Annotated in this window: 25 protein-coding genes, 2 tRNA genes and 4 pseudogenes; 11 read left to right on the forward strand and 20 right to left on the reverse strand. The window is 57.2% G+C overall.

Going from position 1 to position 21,043, the window contains the following annotated elements:
- Positions 1-131: 131 nt before the first annotated feature.
- The 4 genes from AC2FJZ_RS20170 to AC2FJZ_RS20185 all read left to right on the forward strand — a co-directional run bounded on the left by AC2FJZ_RS20170 (position 132) and on the right by AC2FJZ_RS20185 (position 3,460).
- Positions 132-1,457, forward strand: a complete 1,326-nt coding sequence (locus AC2FJZ_RS20170) for a tetratricopeptide repeat protein (RefSeq protein ID WP_496779880.1) — start codon at positions 132-134, stop codon at positions 1,455-1,457.
- 287 nt (positions 1,458-1,744) lie between these two features.
- Positions 1,745-2,149, forward strand: a complete 405-nt coding sequence (locus AC2FJZ_RS20175) for a recombinase family protein (RefSeq protein ID WP_496674436.1) — start codon at positions 1,745-1,747, stop codon at positions 2,147-2,149.
- Positions 2,150-2,229: 80 nt separating this feature from the next.
- On the forward strand, positions 2,230-2,934 hold the full coding sequence (locus AC2FJZ_RS20180) for an ArsR/SmtB family transcription factor (RefSeq protein ID WP_496779882.1): 705 nt from the start codon (positions 2,230-2,232) through the stop codon (positions 2,932-2,934).
- An 82-nt stretch (positions 2,935-3,016) separates the two neighbouring features.
- Positions 3,017-3,460: a YqfO family protein gene (locus AC2FJZ_RS20185; protein ID WP_496779884.1), complete on the forward strand. Its 444-nt coding sequence runs from the start codon at positions 3,017-3,019 to the stop codon at positions 3,458-3,460.
- Between the two features lie 61 nt (positions 3,461-3,521).
- Here AC2FJZ_RS20185 and AC2FJZ_RS20190 read toward each other — a convergent pair whose 3' ends face one another.
- From AC2FJZ_RS20190 to AC2FJZ_RS20220, 7 genes are all read right to left on the reverse strand, one after another.
- The gene (locus AC2FJZ_RS20190; protein WP_496779886.1) at positions 3,522-4,703 is read right to left on the reverse strand and encodes a tyrosine-type recombinase/integrase; all 1,182 of its coding nucleotides are present in this window, start codon (positions 4,701-4,703) and stop codon (positions 3,522-3,524) included.
- A 99-nt stretch (positions 4,704-4,802) separates the two neighbouring features.
- Positions 4,803-4,877: transfer RNA gene (locus AC2FJZ_RS20195), tRNA-Phe, on the reverse strand.
- Between the two features lie 79 nt (positions 4,878-4,956).
- On the reverse strand, positions 4,957-5,139 hold the full coding sequence (locus tag AC2FJZ_RS20200; protein ID WP_050605505.1) for a DNA gyrase inhibitor YacG: 183 nt from the start codon (positions 5,137-5,139) through the stop codon (positions 4,957-4,959).
- The gene (locus AC2FJZ_RS20205) at positions 5,136-6,158 is read right to left on the reverse strand and encodes a ribonuclease E/G (RefSeq protein ID WP_496779888.1); all 1,023 of its coding nucleotides are present in this window, start codon (positions 6,156-6,158) and stop codon (positions 5,136-5,138) included. The genes AC2FJZ_RS20200 and AC2FJZ_RS20205 overlap by 4 nt, the downstream gene beginning before the upstream one ends.
- Complete coding sequence (locus tag AC2FJZ_RS20210) at positions 6,155-6,733, reverse strand: Maf family protein (RefSeq protein WP_496674371.1); 579 nt, start codon at positions 6,731-6,733, stop codon at positions 6,155-6,157. The genes AC2FJZ_RS20205 and AC2FJZ_RS20210 overlap by 4 nt, the downstream gene beginning before the upstream one ends.
- A gap of 11 nt (positions 6,734-6,744) precedes the next feature.
- Positions 6,745-6,963, reverse strand: coding sequence for a translation initiation factor IF-1 (infA, locus tag AC2FJZ_RS20215; RefSeq protein ID WP_005978431.1), 219 nt, complete (start codon positions 6,961-6,963; stop codon positions 6,745-6,747).
- Between the two features lie 91 nt (positions 6,964-7,054).
- On the reverse strand, positions 7,055-7,930 hold the full coding sequence (locus tag AC2FJZ_RS20220; protein ID WP_496779890.1) for a carbon-nitrogen hydrolase family protein: 876 nt from the start codon (positions 7,928-7,930) through the stop codon (positions 7,055-7,057).
- Positions 7,931-8,145: 215 nt separating this feature from the next.
- Here AC2FJZ_RS20220 and AC2FJZ_RS20225 point away from each other — a divergent pair.
- From AC2FJZ_RS20225 to AC2FJZ_RS20235, 3 genes and pseudogenes are all read left to right on the forward strand, one after another.
- Positions 8,146-8,268, forward strand: a pseudogene (locus tag AC2FJZ_RS20225) (CobW C-terminal domain-containing protein); the annotation flags it as partial.
- A pseudogene (locus AC2FJZ_RS20230) lies at positions 8,256-8,795 on the forward strand (DUF1826 domain-containing protein). The pseudogenes AC2FJZ_RS20225 and AC2FJZ_RS20230, both read left to right, overlap by 13 nt.
- A gap of 113 nt (positions 8,796-8,908) precedes the next feature.
- Positions 8,909-9,124, forward strand: a complete 216-nt coding sequence (locus tag AC2FJZ_RS20235) for a hypothetical protein (RefSeq protein ID WP_496674364.1) — start codon at positions 8,909-8,911, stop codon at positions 9,122-9,124.
- Between the two features lie 33 nt (positions 9,125-9,157).
- On the opposite strand, the gene AC2FJZ_RS20240 is transcribed toward AC2FJZ_RS20235, so the two are convergent.
- The 9 genes from AC2FJZ_RS20240 to AC2FJZ_RS20280 form a co-directional block, all read right to left on the reverse strand.
- On the reverse strand, positions 9,158-9,751 hold the full coding sequence (locus AC2FJZ_RS20240) for a GNAT family N-acetyltransferase (RefSeq protein ID WP_496779892.1): 594 nt from the start codon (positions 9,749-9,751) through the stop codon (positions 9,158-9,160).
- Positions 9,744-10,142: a ketosteroid isomerase-related protein gene (locus AC2FJZ_RS20245; protein ID WP_496779894.1), complete on the reverse strand. Its 399-nt coding sequence runs from the start codon at positions 10,140-10,142 to the stop codon at positions 9,744-9,746. The genes AC2FJZ_RS20240 and AC2FJZ_RS20245 overlap by 8 nt, the downstream gene beginning before the upstream one ends.
- Positions 10,139-10,597, reverse strand: coding sequence for an arsenate-mycothiol transferase ArsC (locus tag AC2FJZ_RS20250; protein ID WP_050605513.1), 459 nt, complete (start codon positions 10,595-10,597; stop codon positions 10,139-10,141). Before AC2FJZ_RS20250 ends, AC2FJZ_RS20245 begins: the two co-directional genes overlap by 4 nt.
- A 3-nt stretch (positions 10,598-10,600) precedes the next feature.
- A complete protein-coding gene (locus AC2FJZ_RS20255) occupies positions 10,601-11,080 on the reverse strand; it encodes a UPF0262 family protein (RefSeq protein WP_496779896.1) in 480 nt (159 codons plus the stop codon).
- Between the two features lie 98 nt (positions 11,081-11,178).
- Entirely contained in the window at positions 11,179-12,480 is a 1,302-nt protein-coding gene (hisD, locus tag AC2FJZ_RS20260) for a histidinol dehydrogenase (RefSeq protein WP_496779898.1), read from the reverse strand.
- 61 nt (positions 12,481-12,541) lie between these two features.
- Entirely contained in the window at positions 12,542-13,063 is a 522-nt protein-coding gene (locus AC2FJZ_RS20265) for a GNAT family N-acetyltransferase (RefSeq protein ID WP_496779900.1), read from the reverse strand.
- Positions 13,064-13,540 carry a DUF2948 family protein gene (locus AC2FJZ_RS20270; protein ID WP_496779902.1) on the reverse strand — a complete coding sequence of 159 codons (477 nt, stop codon included), beginning with the start codon at positions 13,538-13,540 and terminating at the stop codon, positions 13,064-13,066. It lies immediately after the preceding gene.
- Complete coding sequence (gene murA / locus AC2FJZ_RS20275) at positions 13,537-14,805, reverse strand: UDP-N-acetylglucosamine 1-carboxyvinyltransferase (protein WP_496779904.1); 1,269 nt, start codon at positions 14,803-14,805, stop codon at positions 13,537-13,539. The genes AC2FJZ_RS20270 and murA overlap by 4 nt, the downstream gene beginning before the upstream one ends.
- A 6-nt stretch (positions 14,806-14,811) precedes the next feature.
- Positions 14,812-14,967: a hypothetical protein gene (locus AC2FJZ_RS20280; RefSeq protein ID WP_496779906.1), complete on the reverse strand. Its 156-nt coding sequence runs from the start codon at positions 14,965-14,967 to the stop codon at positions 14,812-14,814.
- Positions 14,968-15,050: 83 nt separating this feature from the next.
- Between AC2FJZ_RS20280 and AC2FJZ_RS20285 the strand changes: the two genes are divergently transcribed.
- A tRNA-Thr gene (locus tag AC2FJZ_RS20285) sits at positions 15,051-15,125 on the forward strand.
- A gap of 334 nt (positions 15,126-15,459) precedes the next feature.
- Here AC2FJZ_RS20285 and AC2FJZ_RS20290 read toward each other — a convergent pair.
- Positions 15,460-16,410: a GlxA family transcriptional regulator gene (locus tag AC2FJZ_RS20290; RefSeq protein ID WP_496779908.1), complete on the reverse strand. Its 951-nt coding sequence runs from the start codon at positions 16,408-16,410 to the stop codon at positions 15,460-15,462.
- Positions 16,411-16,644: 234 nt separating this feature from the next.
- Here AC2FJZ_RS20290 and AC2FJZ_RS20295 point away from each other — a divergent pair.
- From AC2FJZ_RS20295 to AC2FJZ_RS20305, 3 genes and pseudogenes are all read left to right on the forward strand, one after another.
- Positions 16,645-17,342, forward strand: a pseudogene (locus tag AC2FJZ_RS20295) (dihydrodipicolinate synthase family protein).
- Positions 17,343-17,359: 17 nt separating this feature from the next.
- A pseudogene (locus tag AC2FJZ_RS20300) lies at positions 17,360-17,857 on the forward strand (aldehyde dehydrogenase family protein); the annotation flags it as partial.
- A 6-nt stretch (positions 17,858-17,863) separates the two neighbouring features.
- On the forward strand, positions 17,864-18,394 hold the full coding sequence (locus tag AC2FJZ_RS20305; protein ID WP_496779910.1) for a hypothetical protein: 531 nt from the start codon (positions 17,864-17,866) through the stop codon (positions 18,392-18,394).
- 32 nt (positions 18,395-18,426) lie between these two features.
- Here the strand turns inward: AC2FJZ_RS20305 and AC2FJZ_RS20310 are convergent, their stop codons facing one another.
- The 3 genes from AC2FJZ_RS20310 to AC2FJZ_RS20320 are packed head-to-tail and all read right to left on the reverse strand — an operon-like array spanning position 18,427 to position 21,007.
- A complete protein-coding gene (locus AC2FJZ_RS20310; protein WP_496779912.1) occupies positions 18,427-19,161 on the reverse strand; it encodes an SDR family NAD(P)-dependent oxidoreductase in 735 nt (244 codons plus the stop codon).
- Positions 19,158-19,889 (reverse strand): SDR family NAD(P)-dependent oxidoreductase, encoded by a 732-nt coding sequence (locus tag AC2FJZ_RS20315; protein WP_496779913.1) that lies wholly within the window; start codon positions 19,887-19,889, stop codon positions 19,158-19,160. The genes AC2FJZ_RS20310 and AC2FJZ_RS20315 overlap by 4 nt, the downstream gene beginning before the upstream one ends.
- A gap of 14 nt (positions 19,890-19,903) precedes the next feature.
- Positions 19,904-21,007 (reverse strand): mandelate racemase/muconate lactonizing enzyme family protein, encoded by a 1,104-nt coding sequence (locus AC2FJZ_RS20320; protein WP_496779915.1) that lies wholly within the window; start codon positions 21,005-21,007, stop codon positions 19,904-19,906.
- Positions 21,008-21,043 lie beyond the last annotated feature (36 nt).

Raw genomic sequence — 21,043 nt, forward strand, 5'->3', positions numbered from 1 at the left:
AATCCCTCTCTGGGCGTCAGCCTGAGGGCACAACGCGCAACGCGGAAGGGTTACACCGTGAAATTAGGGTGACATTCAAATATTCATTTGACAGTATGGAGTTGAAAATACAGAGAAACTTGAAGTTTCAGATGCCCGACAGAGAATTGACCCTTGATCCGGAACGTCACGCGACCCGTGTGAAGTACGCGCTAGACCAGGTATTGGCGAGTGACATATTTGGCAAGGCGGAACGCCTTCGGAATTTTCTGAGCTACGTTGTCGAAGAGGCCATTGCAGGTAGGTCCGAGGCTATTCTTGGCAAGACAATCGCTCAGGATGTTTACTTCAAGAGTTTTGCCAGTGATGACGGCCATATCAACGTTGTTCGTGTGGATGCGGGGCGGTTACGGCGGAAACTTGAGCAGTACTATGAAACGGCAGGTGCTGGAGACGATCTGCGCATTCATATTGATAGCGGCGGCTACGCGCCTTGGTTCGAGGACCGCTCTGGTACAATTCAGAGCAATATCGATCATACGCCATTCAGGCCAGGATTACCCTGGCTGATTGGCATCCCTGCTGTCACCATAGCGATCATTGCTCTTGCCTACGTCTTGGGCGGGCGCATGGAACAGGTTGTTGACCTCAACCCAAAGACATCCGCGCGTTCACTTGAGCGACAGGCTCTATCCGCTAAATCACCCGCTGCGGTACAGGCGTCAAACTACTGCGATCAAGCTCGGGGCCTGCTCTTTCCAATCGCAACTATCGATAACCAGATCCTGGCCAGCGACATATTTAGAATGGCAATAAATGAGGCTCCTGATTTTTACTGTGGATATGCCGGATTGGCCCATAGTCTGGGAACCCGGGCCCTTCAAACGCAAAGAGTGGAAGAGCGTGGCGCGCTGATACTGAATGCACGACAAATGGCACAGAAAGCGGTGGACTTTGCACCCTCAAACGGCTGGAGCCAATCCGCGCTGGCATGGGTGTCATATGTCTCTGGCGACTATGACAATGCACTGGAGTTTTCAGCACTCGCACAGTCTCTACGTCCCAAAGATGGAAATGTCCTAGATTTTCGCGGCTTGATACTACTGGTTTTGGGTCGTTTTGAAGAAGCGTATGACGTCAGTGACCCAAGCCATCAGCGAGATATTGGAAGCCATCGGTTTGCACACAGGAACATTCATGCAGTTGCCAGCTTTCACATTGGAGAGTTCAGGGAGGCAATCGCGTCTCTGGAATTTGCGAGTGACAATGGTGACCCTGTCAGCGCTCTCTCTTTGGTTTACTTGGCGGCCGCCTATCAGAGGTTGGGTGAGACAAATGAAGCAGAGGAAACACTGAATCAACTGAAACAGTCCTGGCCTGAGTTCAGGCCAGATTTGGTTCTGGGTGCGTTTTACTCCAGCCCAGATTTGTCGGAAGAAGTGATTTCCGCCTTAACGGATGCGGGATGGCGGTTTTAAGATATACCCTTTCGAGCCATGACTGGAGACAGGCCCACGTACGTAAAGTGTGATTTGCCGCCAACACAAGCGAACATACCTTGGTAGTATTCTTGAACGCCGAAAGCGGTCATCGGAATTTGTTGTAGCGAACGGCAGCTTTGTCCGCTCTTTTCCCATTCACAGGCACCACGGCTGGCGTCAGCTTACAAACAACATCCACATTGCTAATCTCGTTGCCCTTTCATCGAAGAAATCCGACCCCTTCTACGACAAACCAACGTTTGTCGGTGACGGAGGGATGAAGCATGGTCGAGTATGTTGTCTATTGCCGGGTTTCAACCGAACGGCAGGGGCGATCCGACCTTGGGCTTGAAGCGCAGCGGGCGATGGTCGAGCAATTCCTGACACCCGCCGATCAGGTGGTTGCCGAGTTCACAGAAGTCCAATCCGGCAAACGAGATGACCGGGCCGAATTGTGGAACGCCATCATCCTTGTGAAGAAGACCCGCTCGAAACTGTTGATCCCAAAGCTGGACAGATTTTCTCGGAAGGTGTCGTTCATCTCCGGGATCATCGACCAAGGGATTGAGTTGGTCGTCTGCGAACACCCGAACGTCTCAACGTTCTTCCTGCACCTGTTGGCCTGCTTTGGCTCACGGTTGCAGACAACGAGTTTAAGAACTGAGCACGGCGGCTTGGAAGATCACTAAACCTGAAAAAAAGAACACTTCGTTCTCTGGCGAACTGTTCCGATCGTGTGTTCAGATGTGGTTTGGGCTAAACTCGTTTTATGACCATTGAACCCAGACTGGACATTATCGGCGCTGCACTGGCCGACCCCAGCCGCTCACGTATTCTGTGCGAGTTGATGGATGGTCGGGCATTCACAAACAAGGAGTTGGCCTGCGCTGCCAGTGTCAGTCCGCAAACGGCAACCGCACATCTCAAGCAACTTGAGTCAGCTGGCTTAACGTCTTCCTTGCGCAGTGGACGACACGTATATCACCGGATCGCCAACGAAGACGTTGCTGGCGTCCTTGAAAAACTGGCAAGCCTTTCACCAACCGATCACCTCTCCCGGAACCGCAAGACCGCTTGCGACACACTTCTGGCCCGCAGTTGCTACAATCACATAGCTGGTCGGCTCGGCGTTTTGATGACGGATCGCATGATTGCCATTGATGTACTGCTCATAAACGCTGACAGCGTTTCCATTGGCCCATGCTACGATAAGTTCCTGGACAAGATCGGGATTGTGGCTCCGACCACATCAAGCAACAAGCCCGTCGTGAAACTGTGCCTCGATTGGACGGAGCGGCGCCACCACATCTCAGGTCCACTTGCGACCAAGATAATGAATGAAGCCCTTGATGCAGGATGGCTTGAACGACGTATTGGAAGCCGTGCATTGACCATTACCGATAACGGTTTTGGTGCTTTCGAACGTGTTTTCGGCTTGAGCAGAACAGAACTGGAAATCTCAGCCCACGAATGACTGTTCGGTCGGTACCGAACCGTCTTTTACCTCAGATCGAATGAAAGCGGATATCCCGGAAGCATCATAGCCGGAGAATTCCATGACACTGCCCAAGCTTCACAATGATCGATTTATCCCAGAACAAGGACTTAGAGTTTTCGTTCAGGTGCCAGATTCCCATGTGCAAAGGATTATCGATTCTGCTCTGGCCATCGACACCCTGAAATACGGTGATTACGACAGCGTCACATTCAAGACCGCATCCGGAATACAACAATTCAGATCGCTTGGCAGTGGACGAAACACTGCGACCGACAACGCTGTCGAAGTGCCCTGCGTCGAACTTTCGTTCTTTCTTGCCTGCGATGAAGAACAGGCTGTGCAAGCGCTCAAATCAATTTATGAATCCCACCCCTATGAAGAGCCTGTTGTTTTTGTGGAACCGTGTCTGAGGGCAATGCACATCAGGGGAATGGACGAAGACAATCCCAACAGGTTTTGGAACGGGCAATCCGAAGAGTGGGTTCCGAAGGAACACCGATAGCCTAGACGAGTACGAGGCTGCGATAAAATGAAGCCAAAGCTGGGCAACACACCGCCCAGCTTCACTCCCTGTGCTGCAAGTTCTCGATGAGTTCGTTGGTCGGGGCCATGTTCTTCAGATAGAACCGCTCCAACTGATCCACGGAGGTTCCAGCATTTGTGGCAAGCGTGTGTAGGTTCACCTTACCATTCGATCCTCTGAGCCGTGCTTGGATCGCATAGTGCCTCAGAGAGTACGGCGACAGCTTACGGTCCTCATCCAACAGGTCAGCCTTCTCCAAGATGTGTTTGAAGATACGTCTGGCCGTACTGATGGCCGTTCGACGATTTGGATATTCCGGCATCCAGACATAGGCATTCTTGTCGGGACCGCTTTCTTCAAATGGATTTATGGTGCCTTGGTACATAGGTACAGCTATCGGCATAGTGACACTTTTCCGGCCACCTGTCTTGCCGCTCCGTACATTCAGTTCCAAATGCGCAGGATCACCCTTATTCTGAATGTCCTTGTGCTTTAGGCCGAATAGCTCTCCCTCGGTCGGACGCAGAAAGGTGTGAACCACAAAACTGAACATCTTGGTATGGTGGCCTGTGATCTGAACACCACGAACTTTTTCTCTTTTCTTTACACATTGGTTGGCTGCTCTAATGAACCGTTCGTATTCATCGTCGGTGAAAGCATGTCGAGGTGAATCAACGGTTTTCTGCTTCGGCGTCACCGGCAGCACATCCAGCAGACCGTCTTCCACAGCCAGCGTCAAAACCTTACGAATGATGAAGACGTGCTTCGACTTGGTTGAATCCGCCAAGCGCTTTGGCCGGTTCTCGTCGAGATGAATCAGATAGTCCCGAACCATCCCCGTGTTGATCTTGGTGACATCGTATTTACCGAAATAGCAGATCAGACCATCTTTGGATCGGTTCAGCAGCTTGTTGTCGCCATCCGACCATTTGGACTTTCCTTTCTGCACTCCCATCAGCTTTTTGGCATAGTGCTCAAAGCTGGTGGCTTTCTTCTTGGCGTGGTCGCTGTTGGCTTTGCTGCGGTAGGTGTCGGCAAACTCATAAGCCACTTCAATGGCTTCCAGCCGTGATTCTTCCTTGGATGACCGATGCACGTATTTGCCTGCTATCTGGTCTCTGTATCGAATAAACCAATAGGGGCTGCGGCCTGTCCGATAGATCGCCAGACCTTTACGGAGGTGTTTCAGCTTGGAGATTTGGTTTTTTGAATCTTTGGCCAAGGTCAGCCCGCCAGAGGAGTGTATAACTGTGTATAACTTTTACGGCTGAAATTCTGAACGCTCAACATTCAAAATTTAACAACAATATCAGGGATTTAATGGTGCCCGGGGGCGGAATCGAACCACCGACACGAGGATTTTCAATCCACTGCTCTACCCCTGAGCTACCCGGGCACGGGAACGATGTTCATCGTTGGGTGGAGGCCTTCTATGACTTGCTACCGGCAGTGTCCAGAGGCTTTTTGAGATTTTTTCAATGCGGCCGTTTCGGCATGGGATCTTCGGCTTCGACTTCGGCCTCAAGGTCTTCTTCGCGTTGCGACGGGACGGCGTATGAGCCGTTCAGCCACTTGGCCAAGTCAATGTCCGCGCAGCGTTTTGAGCAGAACGGGCGGAACTTCTGCGTCGTCTCTTCCCCGCAGTTCGGACAGTTCATTTCAGGATATCCGCCAGCGGCAAACGACTGCGCTTGCGTTGAAGTTCAAAATGTCCCAGCGGGGTCCAGCCCGCCAGGATCGTCTCGTCCGGATCCGACTTGAAAGCCGCGCGCAGAGCAGATTCAAAGCCACGTCGGTCCTTCTTGGGCATCGGCGCCAGATCCAAGGTGATCTGCCCTGCCAAGCCACGCACACGAAGGGCCAGGGGCAACAGCTTGGCACAAGCAAAATTGGCTTTGGTGCCCGCTGCGAGAGACGTATCCGAACCGGTATTCACGTCCACCGCAACCAAGGCACGCGTGGGTTCGATATAGAGATGCCCACCTCCCGGCAAAGGCTCAGACGTACCGCGCACCAAATCGAGTGCATCCAGTACACCGTGGGTTTCGAAACCTCCGACCTGAGTTACAACTTCAGCCGGGTCTGTCCAGTCCCGCCAGGCCAGGATATGCGGGCCGTCGCCTTCGCTCAGAATCTCTGGCTCGGTGCCGTCGTCAGTCATCACCTGTTCCGCTTGCGCCAACATGGCCGAGATGTCCTCGGCTATGTCATGCGCATCCGCACCCGCGCAGCAAGAGCGAAGGATCAGGCCATAAGGGCTGCCACCCATCTGTTCATGCGCAATTTCGAGCAACTGGTCGCGGATGTCTTCATCCCTAATACTACGCGAAATGTTCAGGCCCGGAGCTTCGGGCGTAACTATAGCGTAGCGGCTTTTGAACAGGATCCGATTGCTCACCGGGATGGCCTTGCCAGGTTCGGCATGGCCACTCACCTGCACCAGCAGCAGGGCACCGGGGGCCAAGCCCTTGACTTGTCGCAGGAAAGCGGGGCCGTCTGGTGTTGTCAGGAACATACCCCCCTGCCCTTTGACCGGGCGGTCCGCGCGGGCGCGATAGATCGTGCCGGGCGTGGGTGCGTCGGCAGCAATCAGGAAGTCGTCAAGCTTGCCGTCGACCATAAGGGCCGCGGCTTCGCGATCCTGGATGTGGTCAAGAACGATGGTGCGACCCTTCATGGTGCCTCGCGATATAGTGGATAGCCGATACCTTGCAGCAAAGCGGCGGTTTCGGACAGGGGCAGTCCGACGATGCCGGTGAACGAGCCCGAAATCCAGGGAATGAACGCGCCGGCGGGGCCCTGGATGGCGTAAGCGCCTGCTTTACCTTTCCAGTCCCCGGTCACCAGATAAGCGTTGATCTCGACATCAGACAGGCGTTTGACCTTAACCTGCGAGACCACGTCGCGTTGTAGTATTTGATCCCCGCGCCGTACGGCGACCGAGGTGATCACCCGGTGGCGACGACCGGACAGAGCGTGCAAAAACTCGGCGGCCTGACCTGCATCTTCGGGCTTGCCCAGAATGCGCCGCCCCAAAGCGACGGTGGTATCTGCGCACAACGTGATGTCATCGTCATCCGCTTGCACTGCCTGTACTTTCTCGCGAGTGATACGGCTGCAATAGGGAACCGGAAGCTCCCCTTTCAGTGGAGTTTCATCGACGTCAGGGGGGTGGATGGCATCGGGCTGCACACCAAGCTGGGCCAACAGGTCCAGCCGTCTCGGGCTGCCCGATCCTAAGATAAACGCCATTGCGGCAGGCGTTACTTGAAGCGGTAGTTGATCCGACCCTTGGTCAGATCATACGGGGTCATTTCGACCTGAACTTTGTCGCCAGCCAGAACACGGATGCGGTTCTTGCGCATCTTGCCTGCCGTATGTGCGATGATCTCATGGCCGTTTTCCAGCTCGACCCGAAACGTCGCATTAGGCAGGAGTTCCTTCACGACACCGGGAAATTCGAGCGTATCTTCCTTGGCCATGTTGTCTCCATCATTACGTTGCACCCGCAGAATCTGCGGTGATGTGCGCTTAAATGAGCCTATTTCGGCCTTATTTCAAGGGCGGAATCACCTAAAGGGCGGATATTGTGACCGATTCGACTCGGGGCCCTTGTTCTTCCCAGTGGGTTCGGTTCAACACGCGGCCATCGGCGCGGACCTCGGCGATGGCTGACAGATCAATCTCGGCATAGGTCCAGCCGGGCTGGTTCAGGGTGCCTTCGGCTAGCACTCCTGTGGCTGGAAAGCCCTTGTCCGGTGGGCCAAAAATGCCACCCGTACCGGTGTTCATGTCCACGGCCTCGGACCAGTCGTTGTTGCCGACCAGCGAAGCCATGACCGTAACACATTGATTTTCAAGTGCTCTTGACATCGCTCCGATACGGACGCGCCAGTAACCAGAAAGAGCTTCGGTGCAGGACGGGACCAGGATCAGATCTGCCTCGCTGAGCGCGCGCCCCAGCAAGGGGAATTCGCTGTCATAACAGATAAGCACCCCGATCCTGCCCAGCGCAGTGTCGAACAGCTTCAGCGGGCCGCCGGGGGCGATATCCCAATCCTCGCGCTCGAACCGGGTCATGATCTGTTTGTCCTGATGGTCGCAGCGCCCGTCCGGCGCATAGAACGCGGCGCGGTTCACCGGACGACCGTGACCCTCCACAACCGGGGCGGACGCGCCCATAATGTAGGTGTTGTATGTTTTGGCGAGGTGGCAGTGCAGGGTTTGCACATCCTCCATACGGTCGGACACAGAATGGATCGAGCGCTCAAGGTCCCCGGCCATCTCGACCCCGTCGAGGGTCGAAAGCTCCATGGCCCCGTATTCGGGAAAGACCAACAATTCGGCGCCCTGCCCTGCGGCTTCGGCAACCCAGCGGTCCAGCTTGTCTTCGTACTGTGCCCAACTGTCGAGCCAGCTGAGATCATAGGCGGCAGTGGCGACTTTCATGGTTTCGCATCCATTGGGACTAGGTCGCCGCGACACTAGTGGAGGACGGCGCGGCATGTACAGGGCATTTGTCTCCGCGCCGTCCATCTGACCCGCACCCGAACGCTGTGGAGGTTTCCCGAGACGCTGGTTCAACGATCAAACGTTAAACTGTCAAAAATCGACTTGTCACCATCCATGTTATAACATTGCATGGACGGCAATTTATAGCCGGAATGCCCGGTGTGATCCGGGTTAACGGCCACTTCTGGATAGCCACACGCCCGGATTGGGTGGCCGAGTTTTCGCTGACAGGTGCCCTGTCTTCGGTTCAACCGCTGGGCACATGGTGGGCCAGCCGCTGCAGGGATTTCAATTCTGGTTGACCGGGCTTGCGCCCGAACAACTTCCAAAGGCCCGCGTGATCTTTCGACCGGATGCGGTGCGTGAGGCCGTATCAGAAATTTGCGAAACGTGGGGCATCTCACGTGGTGAAGAGCGTGATCGGCTGTTGGATGATATCGCGGCTCTGTCCGATATCTTTGCCAGTCTGATGAACGCAAAATGGCTGCGGCTGGACGTCGTGACGGCCAACGCATGCCACCGGTTTCACATTGATGCAGAGACCGCGCGCCTTGTCTGCAACTATCGGGGCACTGGAACGCAATATGGGATCTCGGAGGCTAGGACGGACCCATCGCGCGTTTTCACAACCCCAACCGGCGCGCCGATTTAACTGCGGGGCACGCTCAGGCCTGCCGAACCAGACTCGGGCCTCGTGCACCGCTCGCCGCCAATTGAGGGCACGGGCGAAACTCAGCTGGTGCTTGTTCTGAATCCGATCCTTGACCCCGACACCGAGCTGGACCCGATATTGGAGCACTGATTGAGCGCCCGGGCATTCCTTTTCATGCCCGGGCCCGCTCGGCCCACCCACAGACGGTAACGTGAATTGGCATCTACGGTTGGACATGGTTGAATATGTGCAGGAGGTCCGCGATGCAAAAACAGGAAGAGTTCGAGAAGTTCTACTTCGCCAAGGTTGGGATGGGCGAAGCCTGTGGATGCGCCGAGCGTGTCATTGACGTCTACGAGTTCAACCGCAAAGGCGGTCAGCAATCCAAAACGGCCGTGAAACTGGAAAAACGCAAGCGCCTGTCGCTGCGGGCATGGGCTGTGAAATACGGCTTTCTAAGCCGCAGGCGCGCGCCCTGACCGGGCACAGCGCGCACGTGCTGGCTCCGACGCTTACAGGTCCCTGATCCAGAACTGCAACGGCTTGAGCGTCTCGCCCTCCTCGCCCAAGTCCTTCCATGAAAACTGCGCGATAGCGCCCGGCAAAGGCGCGTAGCCGCGTGCGCGCCAGAAGGCGTCAAGCGGGCGATACTGTTCGGGCCGCATGGGGTGATCGGCTGGACGTTGCACGCTGCAGAAGGCAGATTTGGAGAACCCAAGACGGCGGGCGTGGGCTTCGCGTTCATCGAAGAACTTATGTCCTACACCCTGCCCCCGATACTCCGGCAACAGCACGGACTCTGCGCAATAGAAAATGTCGTTCAGATCAAGGCCTGTCCCCTCGAAGGCCGCCGCGAAATCTTCGGCGTTATCGATCAGGGGAGCGCCGGTTGACGCGCCGATCAGGCGCTCCTTGTCGAAGGCGCCGACCACAATTGCTTTGTCGCTGTCGCGGTAGGATTGCAGGTATTTCCGTTCATACTCTAGATCGCCGTCATAGAGATACGGCCATGCATGAAACACCTTGATCCGCAAGCGGGCGACGTCATCCAGAGCAGATTCCAGCGCCGCTCCGGTCAGGGGGCGGACGGTGGTGACCTCAGCCATTCGAAACCTGTTTGGTCCAGTCTGCCAGGTTGTAGAAGGTGGTGACGCGAGTGATCTTGCCGTCTTTGAGGTCAAAGAACGACCCGGCGGGCAGGCGATAAGTCTGGCCATGCGCGTCAGGCAGGCCTCCGTCAGTTTCCAGATAAGTCCCGTTGACAACAAATTCAGCCGCCGCGCGGGTTCCGCCTTGGGCTTCGAACACAACGATGTCGGTCAGGTTCTCTTTGTAGCAGCGGCTCATATGGGCACAGAACGCAGCGAACTTGTCCTTGCCAGTGCGAATCTGGCCTTCGTTCACGTGATGGGCCACGTCATCAGACAGGCAGGCCAGCATCCCATCAACGTCACCGGCGTTGAAGGCGTCGAAATAGGATTTGACGGTCTGGTTCATGTTATCTCCGTAGGTTCGCCCCAGCGTGCTTTCAGATGCTGAATGATCTGATCGCGGCTTTGTCGATAATGGTGTAACTTCTGTTCGCGGGTCTCACCCATCCCCGTAGGGTCCATTATTGGCCAATAATCGACATCGAGATGAAAAACCCGGGTCAGTTCCAATGCGCGGCGTTGACTGGCGGGCGAAAGCGCCACGACCAGATCAAACGAGCTAAGATCGTCGCCCCATTCCTGCATCTCGTCAAAGGAACGTGAGCGGTGGCGCGACAGTTCGACACCTACCTCATGGCACGCCGCGATACTAAACCCGTCAATTTCCAGGTCGTTATGCACCCCTGCAGACTGCACATAGGTGCCTGTGCCGTAAAACTTCTTCATCAGCCCCTCGGCCATCGGGGACCGAACCGAGTTGTGGTCGCAACAAAACAGGACCGACTGCGGCAGAGGCTTCACGCGTCAGCCTCCAAAATGCAACACGCAGATCAGCGTAAACAGGCGGCGGGCGGTGTCCGTGTCAATGTCAGCCTTCCCTTCCAACCGTTCCTGCAAAACGCGACTGCCTTCGTTGTGGATGCCGCGCCGGGCCATGTCGATGGTTTCGATCTGACTTGGCGGCAGCGACTTCACCGCGTCGAAATAGCTTTCACAGATCTGGAAATAGTCTTTGACCACTTGCCGAAACGGACCGAGCGACAGGTGAAACTCGACCGCTTTCTGCTCTTCCTCTGTCGCAACATCAAAGACCAGGCGCTTGTCGCGGATCGACAATTGCAGGCGATAGGGTCCGTCGGGCACAGCCCGGTCATCGCGTTTGGGCAGTGCAAAGCTGTTGGCTTCCAGCAAATCATAGATGGCGACCTTGCGCTCCTGCTCGATCTCGGGGGTCGGCGGGGGCAGGTTTCGGTCATCCAGTTCGATATGCGAGATACGGGTCATCTTTACAGCAACAATCCTTGTGTCAACACAGACCTATAACAACGAAATTCGCGGGGCAACGCACAGAAACGCCACATCAGCTCGGTCTTTGCGTCAATTCAATCATTCAGGCGGTTCAGACGGGCCGTAACCGACAGGCCATGCGCCTCAAGGCTTTCCGATTGGGCCAGCTGTTCTGCGGCTGGGCCGATGGCGCGCAGGGCTTCGGGGGTCATCTGGCTAAGCGTGGTGCGTTTGAGGAAATCCATCACGCTGAGCCCTGAAGAGAACCGCGCAGACCGGGCGGTCGGTAGCACGTGGTTCGGGCCGCCAACATAGTCGCCGATGGCTTCGGGCGTGTACTGGCCCAGAAAGATGGCACCGGCGTGGATTGTCTTTTCGCTCAACGCCACCGGATCAGCAACGCATAACTCCAGATGTTCGGGCGCGATGCGGTTGGACAAGGTTGCCGCCTCGTCCAGATCGCGCACGGTGATGACAGCACCAAAGTCACGCCAACTGGCCCCGGCGATTGCGCGGCGTTGCAGGGTCTTCAAGCGTTTTTCCACAGCTTCAGCCACGCCTTGCCCGAATGCGGCGTCATCGGTGATCAGGATTGATTGCGCGCTTTCGTCATGTTCGGCCTGGCTGAGCAAATCCAGCGCGATCCAGTCTGGGTCGTTATCCTTGTCGGCAATCACCAGAATCTCTGAGGGGCCCGCGATCATATCGATGCCGACCTTGCCAAAGACACGCCGTTTAGCGGCGGCAACAAAGGCATTACCCGGGCCAGTGATCTTGTCCACCGGCGCGATGGTGTCAGTGCCATACGCCAGCGCGGCAACAGCTTGCGCGCCACCGATGCGGTAGATCTCATCCACGCCCGACAGTTGCGCCGCCAGCAGAACCAGCGGGTTCACCTGCCCGTCCGGCGTTGGCACCACGATTGCCAGCCGTTCCACGCCCGCCACTTTGGCCGGGATAGCGTTCATCAGGACCGATGACGGGTATGAAGCCAAGCCGCCCGGTACATAAAGCCCTGCGGCAGACACAGCCGACCAGCGCCAGCCCAGCGTCGCCCCGGCATCATCTGTCCAGCTGTGATCGGTAGGCATCTGCTTTTCGTGATAGGCTTGTATACGAGCCGCGGCCAGTTCCAGCGCTGCACGATCTGCGGTCGAGACCTGCTCCACCGCATCCGCGATTTCCTCCGTGCTGAAGGCCAGAGTTTCCGGCGTCAGTTCCAGCCGGTCGAATTTCGTTGTTAGTTCGATGACTGCCGCGTCACCCCGGTTGCGCACGTCTTCGATGATCTGCGCCACGACCGCATCCACATCCGGGCTGTCCTCGCGCTTGGCCGAGAGCAGGGTCTGGAAGGCAGTTTCAAAATCGGGCGACGTGGCGTCGAGGAAAACGGGCATGATCTGGCACTCCGGGCGTTGCGCCACGGGACATATCGCCCGCAGGGCGCGGCCTCAACCCTCAGTCCCGGGGGTGCAGCGATTTGCGCATGGGGAATTGCGGGATGCCGTTCCAGTCGCCCGACGTGTTCTGGGGTTGCCACCCGTGTTTCAGATAGAACTGGCGCGCGGTTCGGGTGGCATCCAGTTGTGCCTCGATGCACCCGCACTCGGCCAGTTGCTGCTCCAGCCGGTCGAGCAGTGCGGCACCTACCCCGAAGCCGGTATGATCCGGGTCAACGTAGAGCAAGGTGATCTTGCCGGTTTCGAAAATTCCCCCGGCAGCGGCCGCCTGCCCTTCGCGTTCGGCCAGCCAGATCTGGGATCCGGGCTTGAACCAGCCTCGGATCGTCTCCGGGTCTTTGTTTGCGGTCCACTGCTTCAAATGGTCGGGGTCGTTGTAGTGATCGGCCACACAAAGCTGCGTGATCGACCGGATCAGAACCCGGCTGATGTCGAACACATCGAACACGGTGGCCGGACGCAGCGCGATGCCTTCTGGCGATTTGGAGAACGCCTGAGAGATACCGCGCTTATTCTGCATTTATTCCGGATGATGCGGGGCCTGACCCGAAGGGGCCTGATACGGGCGCGTGACGTCCTTGAGGGTCACGTCGATAGCTTCGACCTTCAGGCGGATCACACCGTCACCTGCCAAAGTCAGCAAGATATGACCCGCGCCATCCTCGTCTGCTTCGAAATCGACCGACAGTAGGGACATGACCATGTCCTTCTCGCTGCGATCGATGCCCTGACTGGCCACGGACAGGATCGAATCGAAGACCAGCACGGATTGCACCCGTTCAAACGGGCGGTCACGGCGGGTGGCCGCATCTTTGTCTTCCCAGCGGAAGCGGTTCAGCAGAAGGCCAAAACGGCGCTGCGGCGGCTGCCATTTCATCTCGGTCACAGGGAAAACCGCGTCCTGCGCCAAAGTCGAGATCACCTGCAGGTCATCGCTGTCTTCAGCGCCCAGGTTCAGCGGGGCCTCGCGCCCGTCTTCAAAACTTGCGTCTGTCATTGGCCCTTGATCCGTTCGATTCTTGCACCTACGCCTTCCAGCTTGCGCACCACATGCTCATATCCGCGATCCAGATGATAGACCCGGCTGACAGTTGTTTCACCCTCTGCCGCAAGCCCCGCCAGAATAAGCGAGACCGAAGCGCGCAGGTCCGTTGCCATCACAGGCGCACCTTTGAGGCTATCAACACCCGTGACAGTGGCTGTGCCACCATGCACCTCGATATTTGCGCCCATGCGCACCAGTTCGGGCGCGTGCATGAATCGGTTTTCGAAAATGCGTTCCTCCAGCACCGAGGTTCCTTCCGCGGTACACATCAGCGCCATCATCTGCGCCTGAAGGTCCGTCGGGAAACCCGGGAAAGGTTCTGTCACCACATCCACGGCCCGTACGCGGCCATTCTTTCGGGCAACTTTCAGTCCATTTTCGGTTTCCGAGACGCTGACCCCTGCAGCGTCCAATTTCCCGGCAAAAGACTCGACCAGCGACATGCGCCCGCCCAGCAGTTCGACCTCGCCGCCGCAAATGGCCGGGGCCAGCATATAGGTGCCCAGCTCGATCCGGTCCGTAACAACCTGATGCGTCGCCCCATGCAACCGATCAACACCCTGAATTTCGATGGTCGGGGTCCCCTCGCCCGAAATCTGAGCCCCCATTTTGCGCAGGCACTCTACCAGATCGACGATCTCAGGCTCGCGCGCGGCGTTTTTCAGAACCGTGGTGCCCTTGGCCAACGTTGCAGCCATGACGATGTTTTCAGTGGCCCCAACGGAGGCAAAGCGCATCTCATGCACCGCGCCTTTCAGCCCGCCCGGAGCCTTGGCGTGCAGATACCCGTCTTTCAGCTCGATCTCTGCGCCCAGCGCCTCAAGCCCCTCGACATGCAGATCCATCGGACGCGCGCCAATAGCGCAACCACCAGGCAGTGACACAACCGCCTGCCCAAACCGCGCCAGCAATGGGCCAAGCACCAGATTAGAAGCACGCATCTTACGTACGATGTCATAATCGGCAGTCTGACTGTTCAGGTTATGGCTCGACATTGCGATCACCTGCCCGTCTTGCAGCGACGACACCTCGGCCCCCAGCGATTGCAGCAGGGCGGTCATGGTTTTGATGTCGCTCAACCGTGGCGCATTGGTCAACGTCAGCGGTTCTTCGCTCAGAAGCGTCGCGGGCATCAGCGTCAGACACGCGTTCTTAGCCCCCGCAATCGGGATTTGCCCGTTCAGCGGGCCGTTGCCCATCACAATAATCGAATCCATCTGCTCTTATCCCTCGTCCTTATCGGCTTTGTCCCCGGTTGTCGCCCGCGCCTTGGCCTGCGCCTTGCGCCGCGCCATATTCGCCTTCAGCGCCGCCTTCAAACGCTCTTCTCTTGCGTCCCCGGATTTGCCTTGTTTTTTGGGTGAATTTTTTTCTGTCATAATCTTTCTCTACAGGAGGCGAAAAAAACCGTCCAGACACCCTTGCGCCGCGTTTCGTTTGAGTCTAATCACCCGCCCACAGCGCTGCTGTAGCTCAGAGGTAGAGCACTCCCTTGGTAAGGGAGAGGTCGAGAGTTCAATTCTCTCCAGCAGCACCATCCCCCACAAATCAATGTCCGAAACAGTAGTGAACGCTCCGATTTACGGGCTTTTCTGCTGTTTCGCTGTCCTCCATCTGAAGTCCTACGCGACGAATTGAGGCAAAGATTAAGGAATAAGGGCATAAGAAACTCATGTATGACAAGTTCTCGTAATACTTATGCCAATTTCCATATCTATTGATGCATCATTCTGCCGATCTGTTGACTAGTCCAGTTTTAATGAGGGGGTATCTCGGCAGAGTTAGGGGGATGCCCGTTCAGGTTCACCGAGGACCGACAAAGCGCGGCATCCCCTGCCGTATTGGATACCAAAATTATCTTTCACAAAGACTTAGTCGATCTTGTTACGCTGCGCATGAGGGGTGACACCAAAGCTGGATCGGTACACGCGCGAAAAGTGGCCGGGGTTTTCGAAACCGCACGCGATGGCGATCTCGGTAACCGAAGCCTCGGTTTGCAGCAGCAACTTCTGGGCGCGCTCCAGCCGCATTTCCATAAAGTACTTTTTGGGAGAAGTGTTCAGGTACTTGCCAAACAGCCGCTCAAGCTGTCGGGTGGAAATGCCAAGCTCTTCTGCGATGAACGACGGTGAGACTGGAGTTTCGATACTGTCCTGCATGATATTGATCGCTTTGGCGAGGTGCGCGTTGCGCATCCCGTTGCGTGATTGCAGCGAAACCCGCTGCTTCGCCGTTGCATTTCGTACCGCGTTATAGACCATCTGATCGGCCACATCGATCGCCAGCTCTTCGCCATGATCGCGCTCGATAAGGTGCAGCATCAGGTCTGCTGTCGCAGTACCACCAGACGCAGTAATGTGCTTTTCGTCTGCCACAAACACGCTGCGGACCAGATTGACCTCGGGAAACGCCTCCATGAAGGCGTCGTGGTACTCCCAGTGGATCGCAGCCTGCATCCCGTCCAGAAAGCCGGCCTCGGCCAATACCCAGGCACCCGAACACAGGGCCCCGATCGGCGTGCCACGGGCGCGTTCGCGTCGCAGGGTTGCCAATAGGGGTCGGGTCACGTGCTTACGCATATGAATACCCGACAGCACAAATAGCTGATCGCATTTGGTCAGGTTTTCCAGCCCGGAATGCACCAGCGTGACCGATCCATTGGAACAAACCGCCTGTTCACCGTGACCGGACACGAAGTTCCAGCTGTAAAGTTCTTCCCCGCTGACGAGGTTTGCAATCCGCAACGGCTCGACCGCGCAGGAGAACGCGAGGTGCGAGAACTCCTCGACCAGGACAAATGTGATGCGCCGCGTCTTTGGCATGAGCTTTCCCGTTTTGATCTTGGGGCAGCGCCCGAAGGTGAGTCTATTTTGCGGGGGCCCATGCTGCACGGATTTTTTCTGTATAAAAGTAACATTTTCTTAGGATACATAACGGCGACCGCACTTGAATCGAACGCCATGCAGAAGGGACGAGTTCTGGGCATGAAAGACGAAGCCAAATCGCGCAAAAATGCGTTACGAGAGCATCTGAAAACATCCATCCTGACGTGACGATTGCAGCCAGGTACGGATCTGGGCGAGGCGCATTTGTCCGATGAGTTTGGCCTGTCGCGCACCCCGCTGCGCGAGGTGTTCCGGCAATTGGCAGGGGAAGGCTATCTTGATCTGCGCACAAACCGCACCGCCCGCGAATCCGAGATGTCTCATACCACGCTGCGCGACTTCTTCCTTGCCGCACCAATGGTGTACGGGGCGATCCTGCGTCTGGGCGCGCGTGAGATCGGTGCAGATGCGATCCCGCTGGCCAGCCCGCCCTATTCGGTACCAACCGACCGGGAAAACGCGTTGAACGCGCTGGCCTTCGACAAGGCCGCTGATCTTCCGGTGATGCTGTACAATTATCCGCACCGGCACAATGATGGGTGGGGAATTCCTTGACCGCGTGGGCCGCAGCCGGAACTTCTGCGGCATCAAGGAAAGCTCGGGCGACATCAACCGGATCCATCTGCTGGCCCGCGATGTTGCCGCTGATGCGGGTGTTGGAACAGGGTGGCAGGTTCATCCAGACCATCAAACACGGCGTCACCATGAACGGGATCGACGCGGGCGCGATGCGGCCCCCGCTGAAGGGTAAGAGACATAAATCTGCTGACACAGGACGAATACAAATCCATCGCCGCAGGCCTGACCCTGGCGACCAGGGCTTTCATCGACGGCGCATTCCGCCCTGCGATCTCAGGCGAGACCTTTGAGACAGTGAACCCAACCACTGGCGGCGGGGTGTTCGGCCTCGCCACGTCTGATTGTGCATAAGGACGTCAAAGCGGACCTGTTGGAGCGCGTCGCGCATCATGCGACACAGTGGAATGTCGGCGATCCGCTGGACCCCGAAACCCACATGGGCGCGTTGGTAAGCGAAGGCCATTATAACAAGGCTTGCGGTTATCTGGATCAGGCCGAGACTGTGGTGATCGGTGGCAAGGCCAATAAAGGCTTTGACGAGGTCATCAAGATCGCCAATGACACCGAATACGGTCTGTGCGCCTCGATCTTCACCGCCAATGCCATTCGTGGCGCGCGGGCGATCCGGGCAGGGACCGTCACGGTCAACTGTTTTGGCAAGGGCGACATCTCCGTGCCCTTCGACGGCTATAAGCAGTCGGGTTTTGGCGGTCGCGACAACTCGGTCCACGCGCATGATCAGTACATCCAGCTTAAAACCATCTGGATCGATCTGGCCGATGATGCGGACGAGGCAGTCGAATGACGCGATTTGAACCGAATAGCCATCGCCTTTGCGACCGAGGTGGCCGCAGACTGCGCCCTGCCCCAGGAAATGTTCGACCCCTGCGACAAATACAATGCCGCCGCGACCAAAGCGGGCGATGCGCATAATCGCGCCTTTGCCGAGCATCTGACCAAACTGCGCGCAGGCTGGGTGGTTCACACGGGCAAGGCTAAGGTCAACACCGGACGGATTATTCTGGCCACCAATGGCCATCTGGAAAGCTTAGGTTTTCTTCAGCGACAGCTTATGCACATCTGCCTTTACACCTCGATCTCGGCACCGTTGACCGAGGCGCAGATCAAGACCCTGGGCGAGCAATCGCGCTGGTCGGTGATACCGGCGGATCCGATGGGCACATCGGTGCGACGCATTTCCGGCAGCTATGGGCATCGCAGAACTGGTACTGCAATGTGGCTCAGAGATTGCGAAACACTTTCCGGCGCGGCCCGACCTTCAGCGCCTACCGTCCGAGCCATTCGCCTCGCTTCGCGCGAACAATTATCTGATCTGGAATGAAGGGCGATCCGGAAAAGAGTGACAAATGGGCGTCAAGGCAAGCTGAGCTTGACCATGCGCCCGCCATCCACCGTATAGACCTGACCGGTTATAAAGGCTGCGTCTTCCGAGGCCAGAAATGCAACCAGGGCCGCAACCTCCTCGGGCCGACCCGTGCGGGCGACGGGATGGATGTTGGCAATGTCACGGCGGAATGCAACGGGATCGGCCATGGACTCGATGAAATCTTCGTTTAGATCGGTATCAATCCAACCGGGCGCAACGGCATTGCAGCGGACGCCCTCACTCCCATGATCCACTGCTACGGCACGGGTCAGGCCGTGCAGTCCCGCCTTTGATGCGCAATAGGCAGCGTGACCCGGGTTGCTGCCCAAACCTTCGATTGATCCGGTGTTGACGATGCTGCCTTTGGTTTCGCGCAAATAAGGCAGCGCAGCTTTGATCATCAGGAACGGAACGGTCAGGTTGACCATCAGGTTACGGTGCCAATCGTCAAGGCTCATGTCCTCGACCGTGGCTTCCTGCATCATTCCCGCATTGTTGACCAACACGTCAAGGCGTCCGGCTTGGGCAATCACATCGTCGATCACTTGCACAGGGCTGTCAGGATCGGTGAAATCCGCAGCGATGCCGTGGAATTCCGTGTCCTCGCCACGTTGTGCGGTGAAGACCTGTGCGCCGTCGTCCTGCAAACGTCGGGCGATGGCCTGGCCAATACCGCTGCGCCCGCCTGTGACCAACGCCACTTTCCCATCGAACCGCTTCATGAAACTGGTTTCCCTCCGTTGACCTCAACCAGCGTGCCGCAAACATAGCGTGACGCGTCCGAGACAAGGAACATGATAACGTCCGCGATATCCTCTGGCTCGGCTATGCGGCCCAGCGGCACGGTCTGGCCCAGCTCGGCCACGGCCGTATCGGGATCAAAGCCGCGCTTTTCAAAACCTGAACGCAGCATCGGAGTATTCACTTCGTTCGGGCAGACGGCATTGATGCGGATTCCCTGATGCGCGTGGTCCATACCCATGCATTGTGTCAAAGAGGCGATGGCGGCCTTGGTCATGCAGTAGACCGCGTGACCAGGCCCCGGGCGCAGACCCCAGCACGACGCGGTGTTGACGATGGCGCCACCGCCAGTTTCAGCCATGATCGGAATTGCAGCGCGACAGATGCGGAAAGGGGCTTCGACATTGACACCCAGCGACAGCGACCAATCCGCATCGGATGTGTCCGCGACCGACCCGCGCGTGATGACGCCAGCGTTGTTGATCACGATGTCGAGCCCACCCAACGCCGCAGCGGCGGCCTGAGGCAGGTTGTCGGCATAGTTTGGATCAAGCAGATCTCCGGGCAGATGCGCTTCGGCTTCGATATCATCGACTGACCGATCTGCGACGGAGACCCGGGCACCAGCTTCGCGCAAGCGTTGAACGATTGACGCCCCGATACCACCGGCTGCGCCAGTGACCAGAGCCGATTTTCCATTCAGGTTCATAAAGTCATCCACAATTAAAACGATGCAATCGGGTTGCCGAGTTGGCTTTCGTCAGGCACCACGCCCAGCCCCGGCCCGGTCGGCAGTTCGATATGTCCGCCTTTGATCTGAATGCCATTTTCGGGATCGTAATTTCCTTCGATATAAGGCGCGGCAAGCCAGACGCCTTCCAGCAGGTCGGGTCGAACGGTTGCGCCGATATGGGTGCAGGCTGCGGCGATAATGTCTCCACCCCAACTGTCATCACAGGTATGCGGCAGGTTGCCGGCCTCGCAGATATCGCGGAACGCGCGCATGGGGTGCAAACCGCCGATCCGAGTGACTTTCATCCCGAACCCGTCGACCAAACCCGTCCCCGCCGCCGAAATCACTGTGTTCAGGCTGGTGCTATTTTCGTCCATGTAGATGCCATGCGTGACCTGATGCCGGATCTTCTGCAGATCCTCGATGGTATTGCAGGGCTGTTCCATAATGAAAGGGATTTCCGGGCACTCGCGGCTAACCCGCAAAGCGTCGCGCGTGGTCCAGCCCCGGTTGCCGTCCACGGCCAGACGCACACCCGACCCTTTGACGACGTCCCAAACCTTGCGGATGGTTTCGATGTCAATCTCGACCGGGCGACCCCCGACCTTGATCTGCAGACGCGGGTAGCCTTCGGCCATTTTCTCGGCGACCAGTCGGGCAATGTCGTCGGGCGCGCCGACGCCAGTGGCATAGTAGGACGGCACCTTGTCCGTGGTTACTCCACCCAGCAGATCGCAGACCGGAAGGTTTAGATACTTGCCCAACAGATCATGCACCGCGATATCGATAGCCGCTTTCGCATACAAGTGCCCGTTCAACAGTCCATTCATCTGGCGGTGCAGGGTCAGGGGCAACGCTTCGGTGCCGACCAGGCCGGGGGCCATTTCAATTAATGCAGCGCGGGCACCTCTAGCGTGCGCCTCAGCATACGTCGGACCAACGGGGCAGGTTTCGCCCCAACCTTCCAACCCGTTTTCGGCCACAACTTTCACCAGCGTGGTATCAAGCGACCAAACCTCGGCATTGGCCATAGTATAGGGTCCGTCTTTGACCGGCAGGTCGTGGCTGTAGATGTGGAGTTCTGCGATCTTCATGTTGTTTACTTGTCCTGAACGAAAAAGGAGCCACCC

This window comes from Ruegeria sp. CDSA079 (assembly GCF_059612245.1).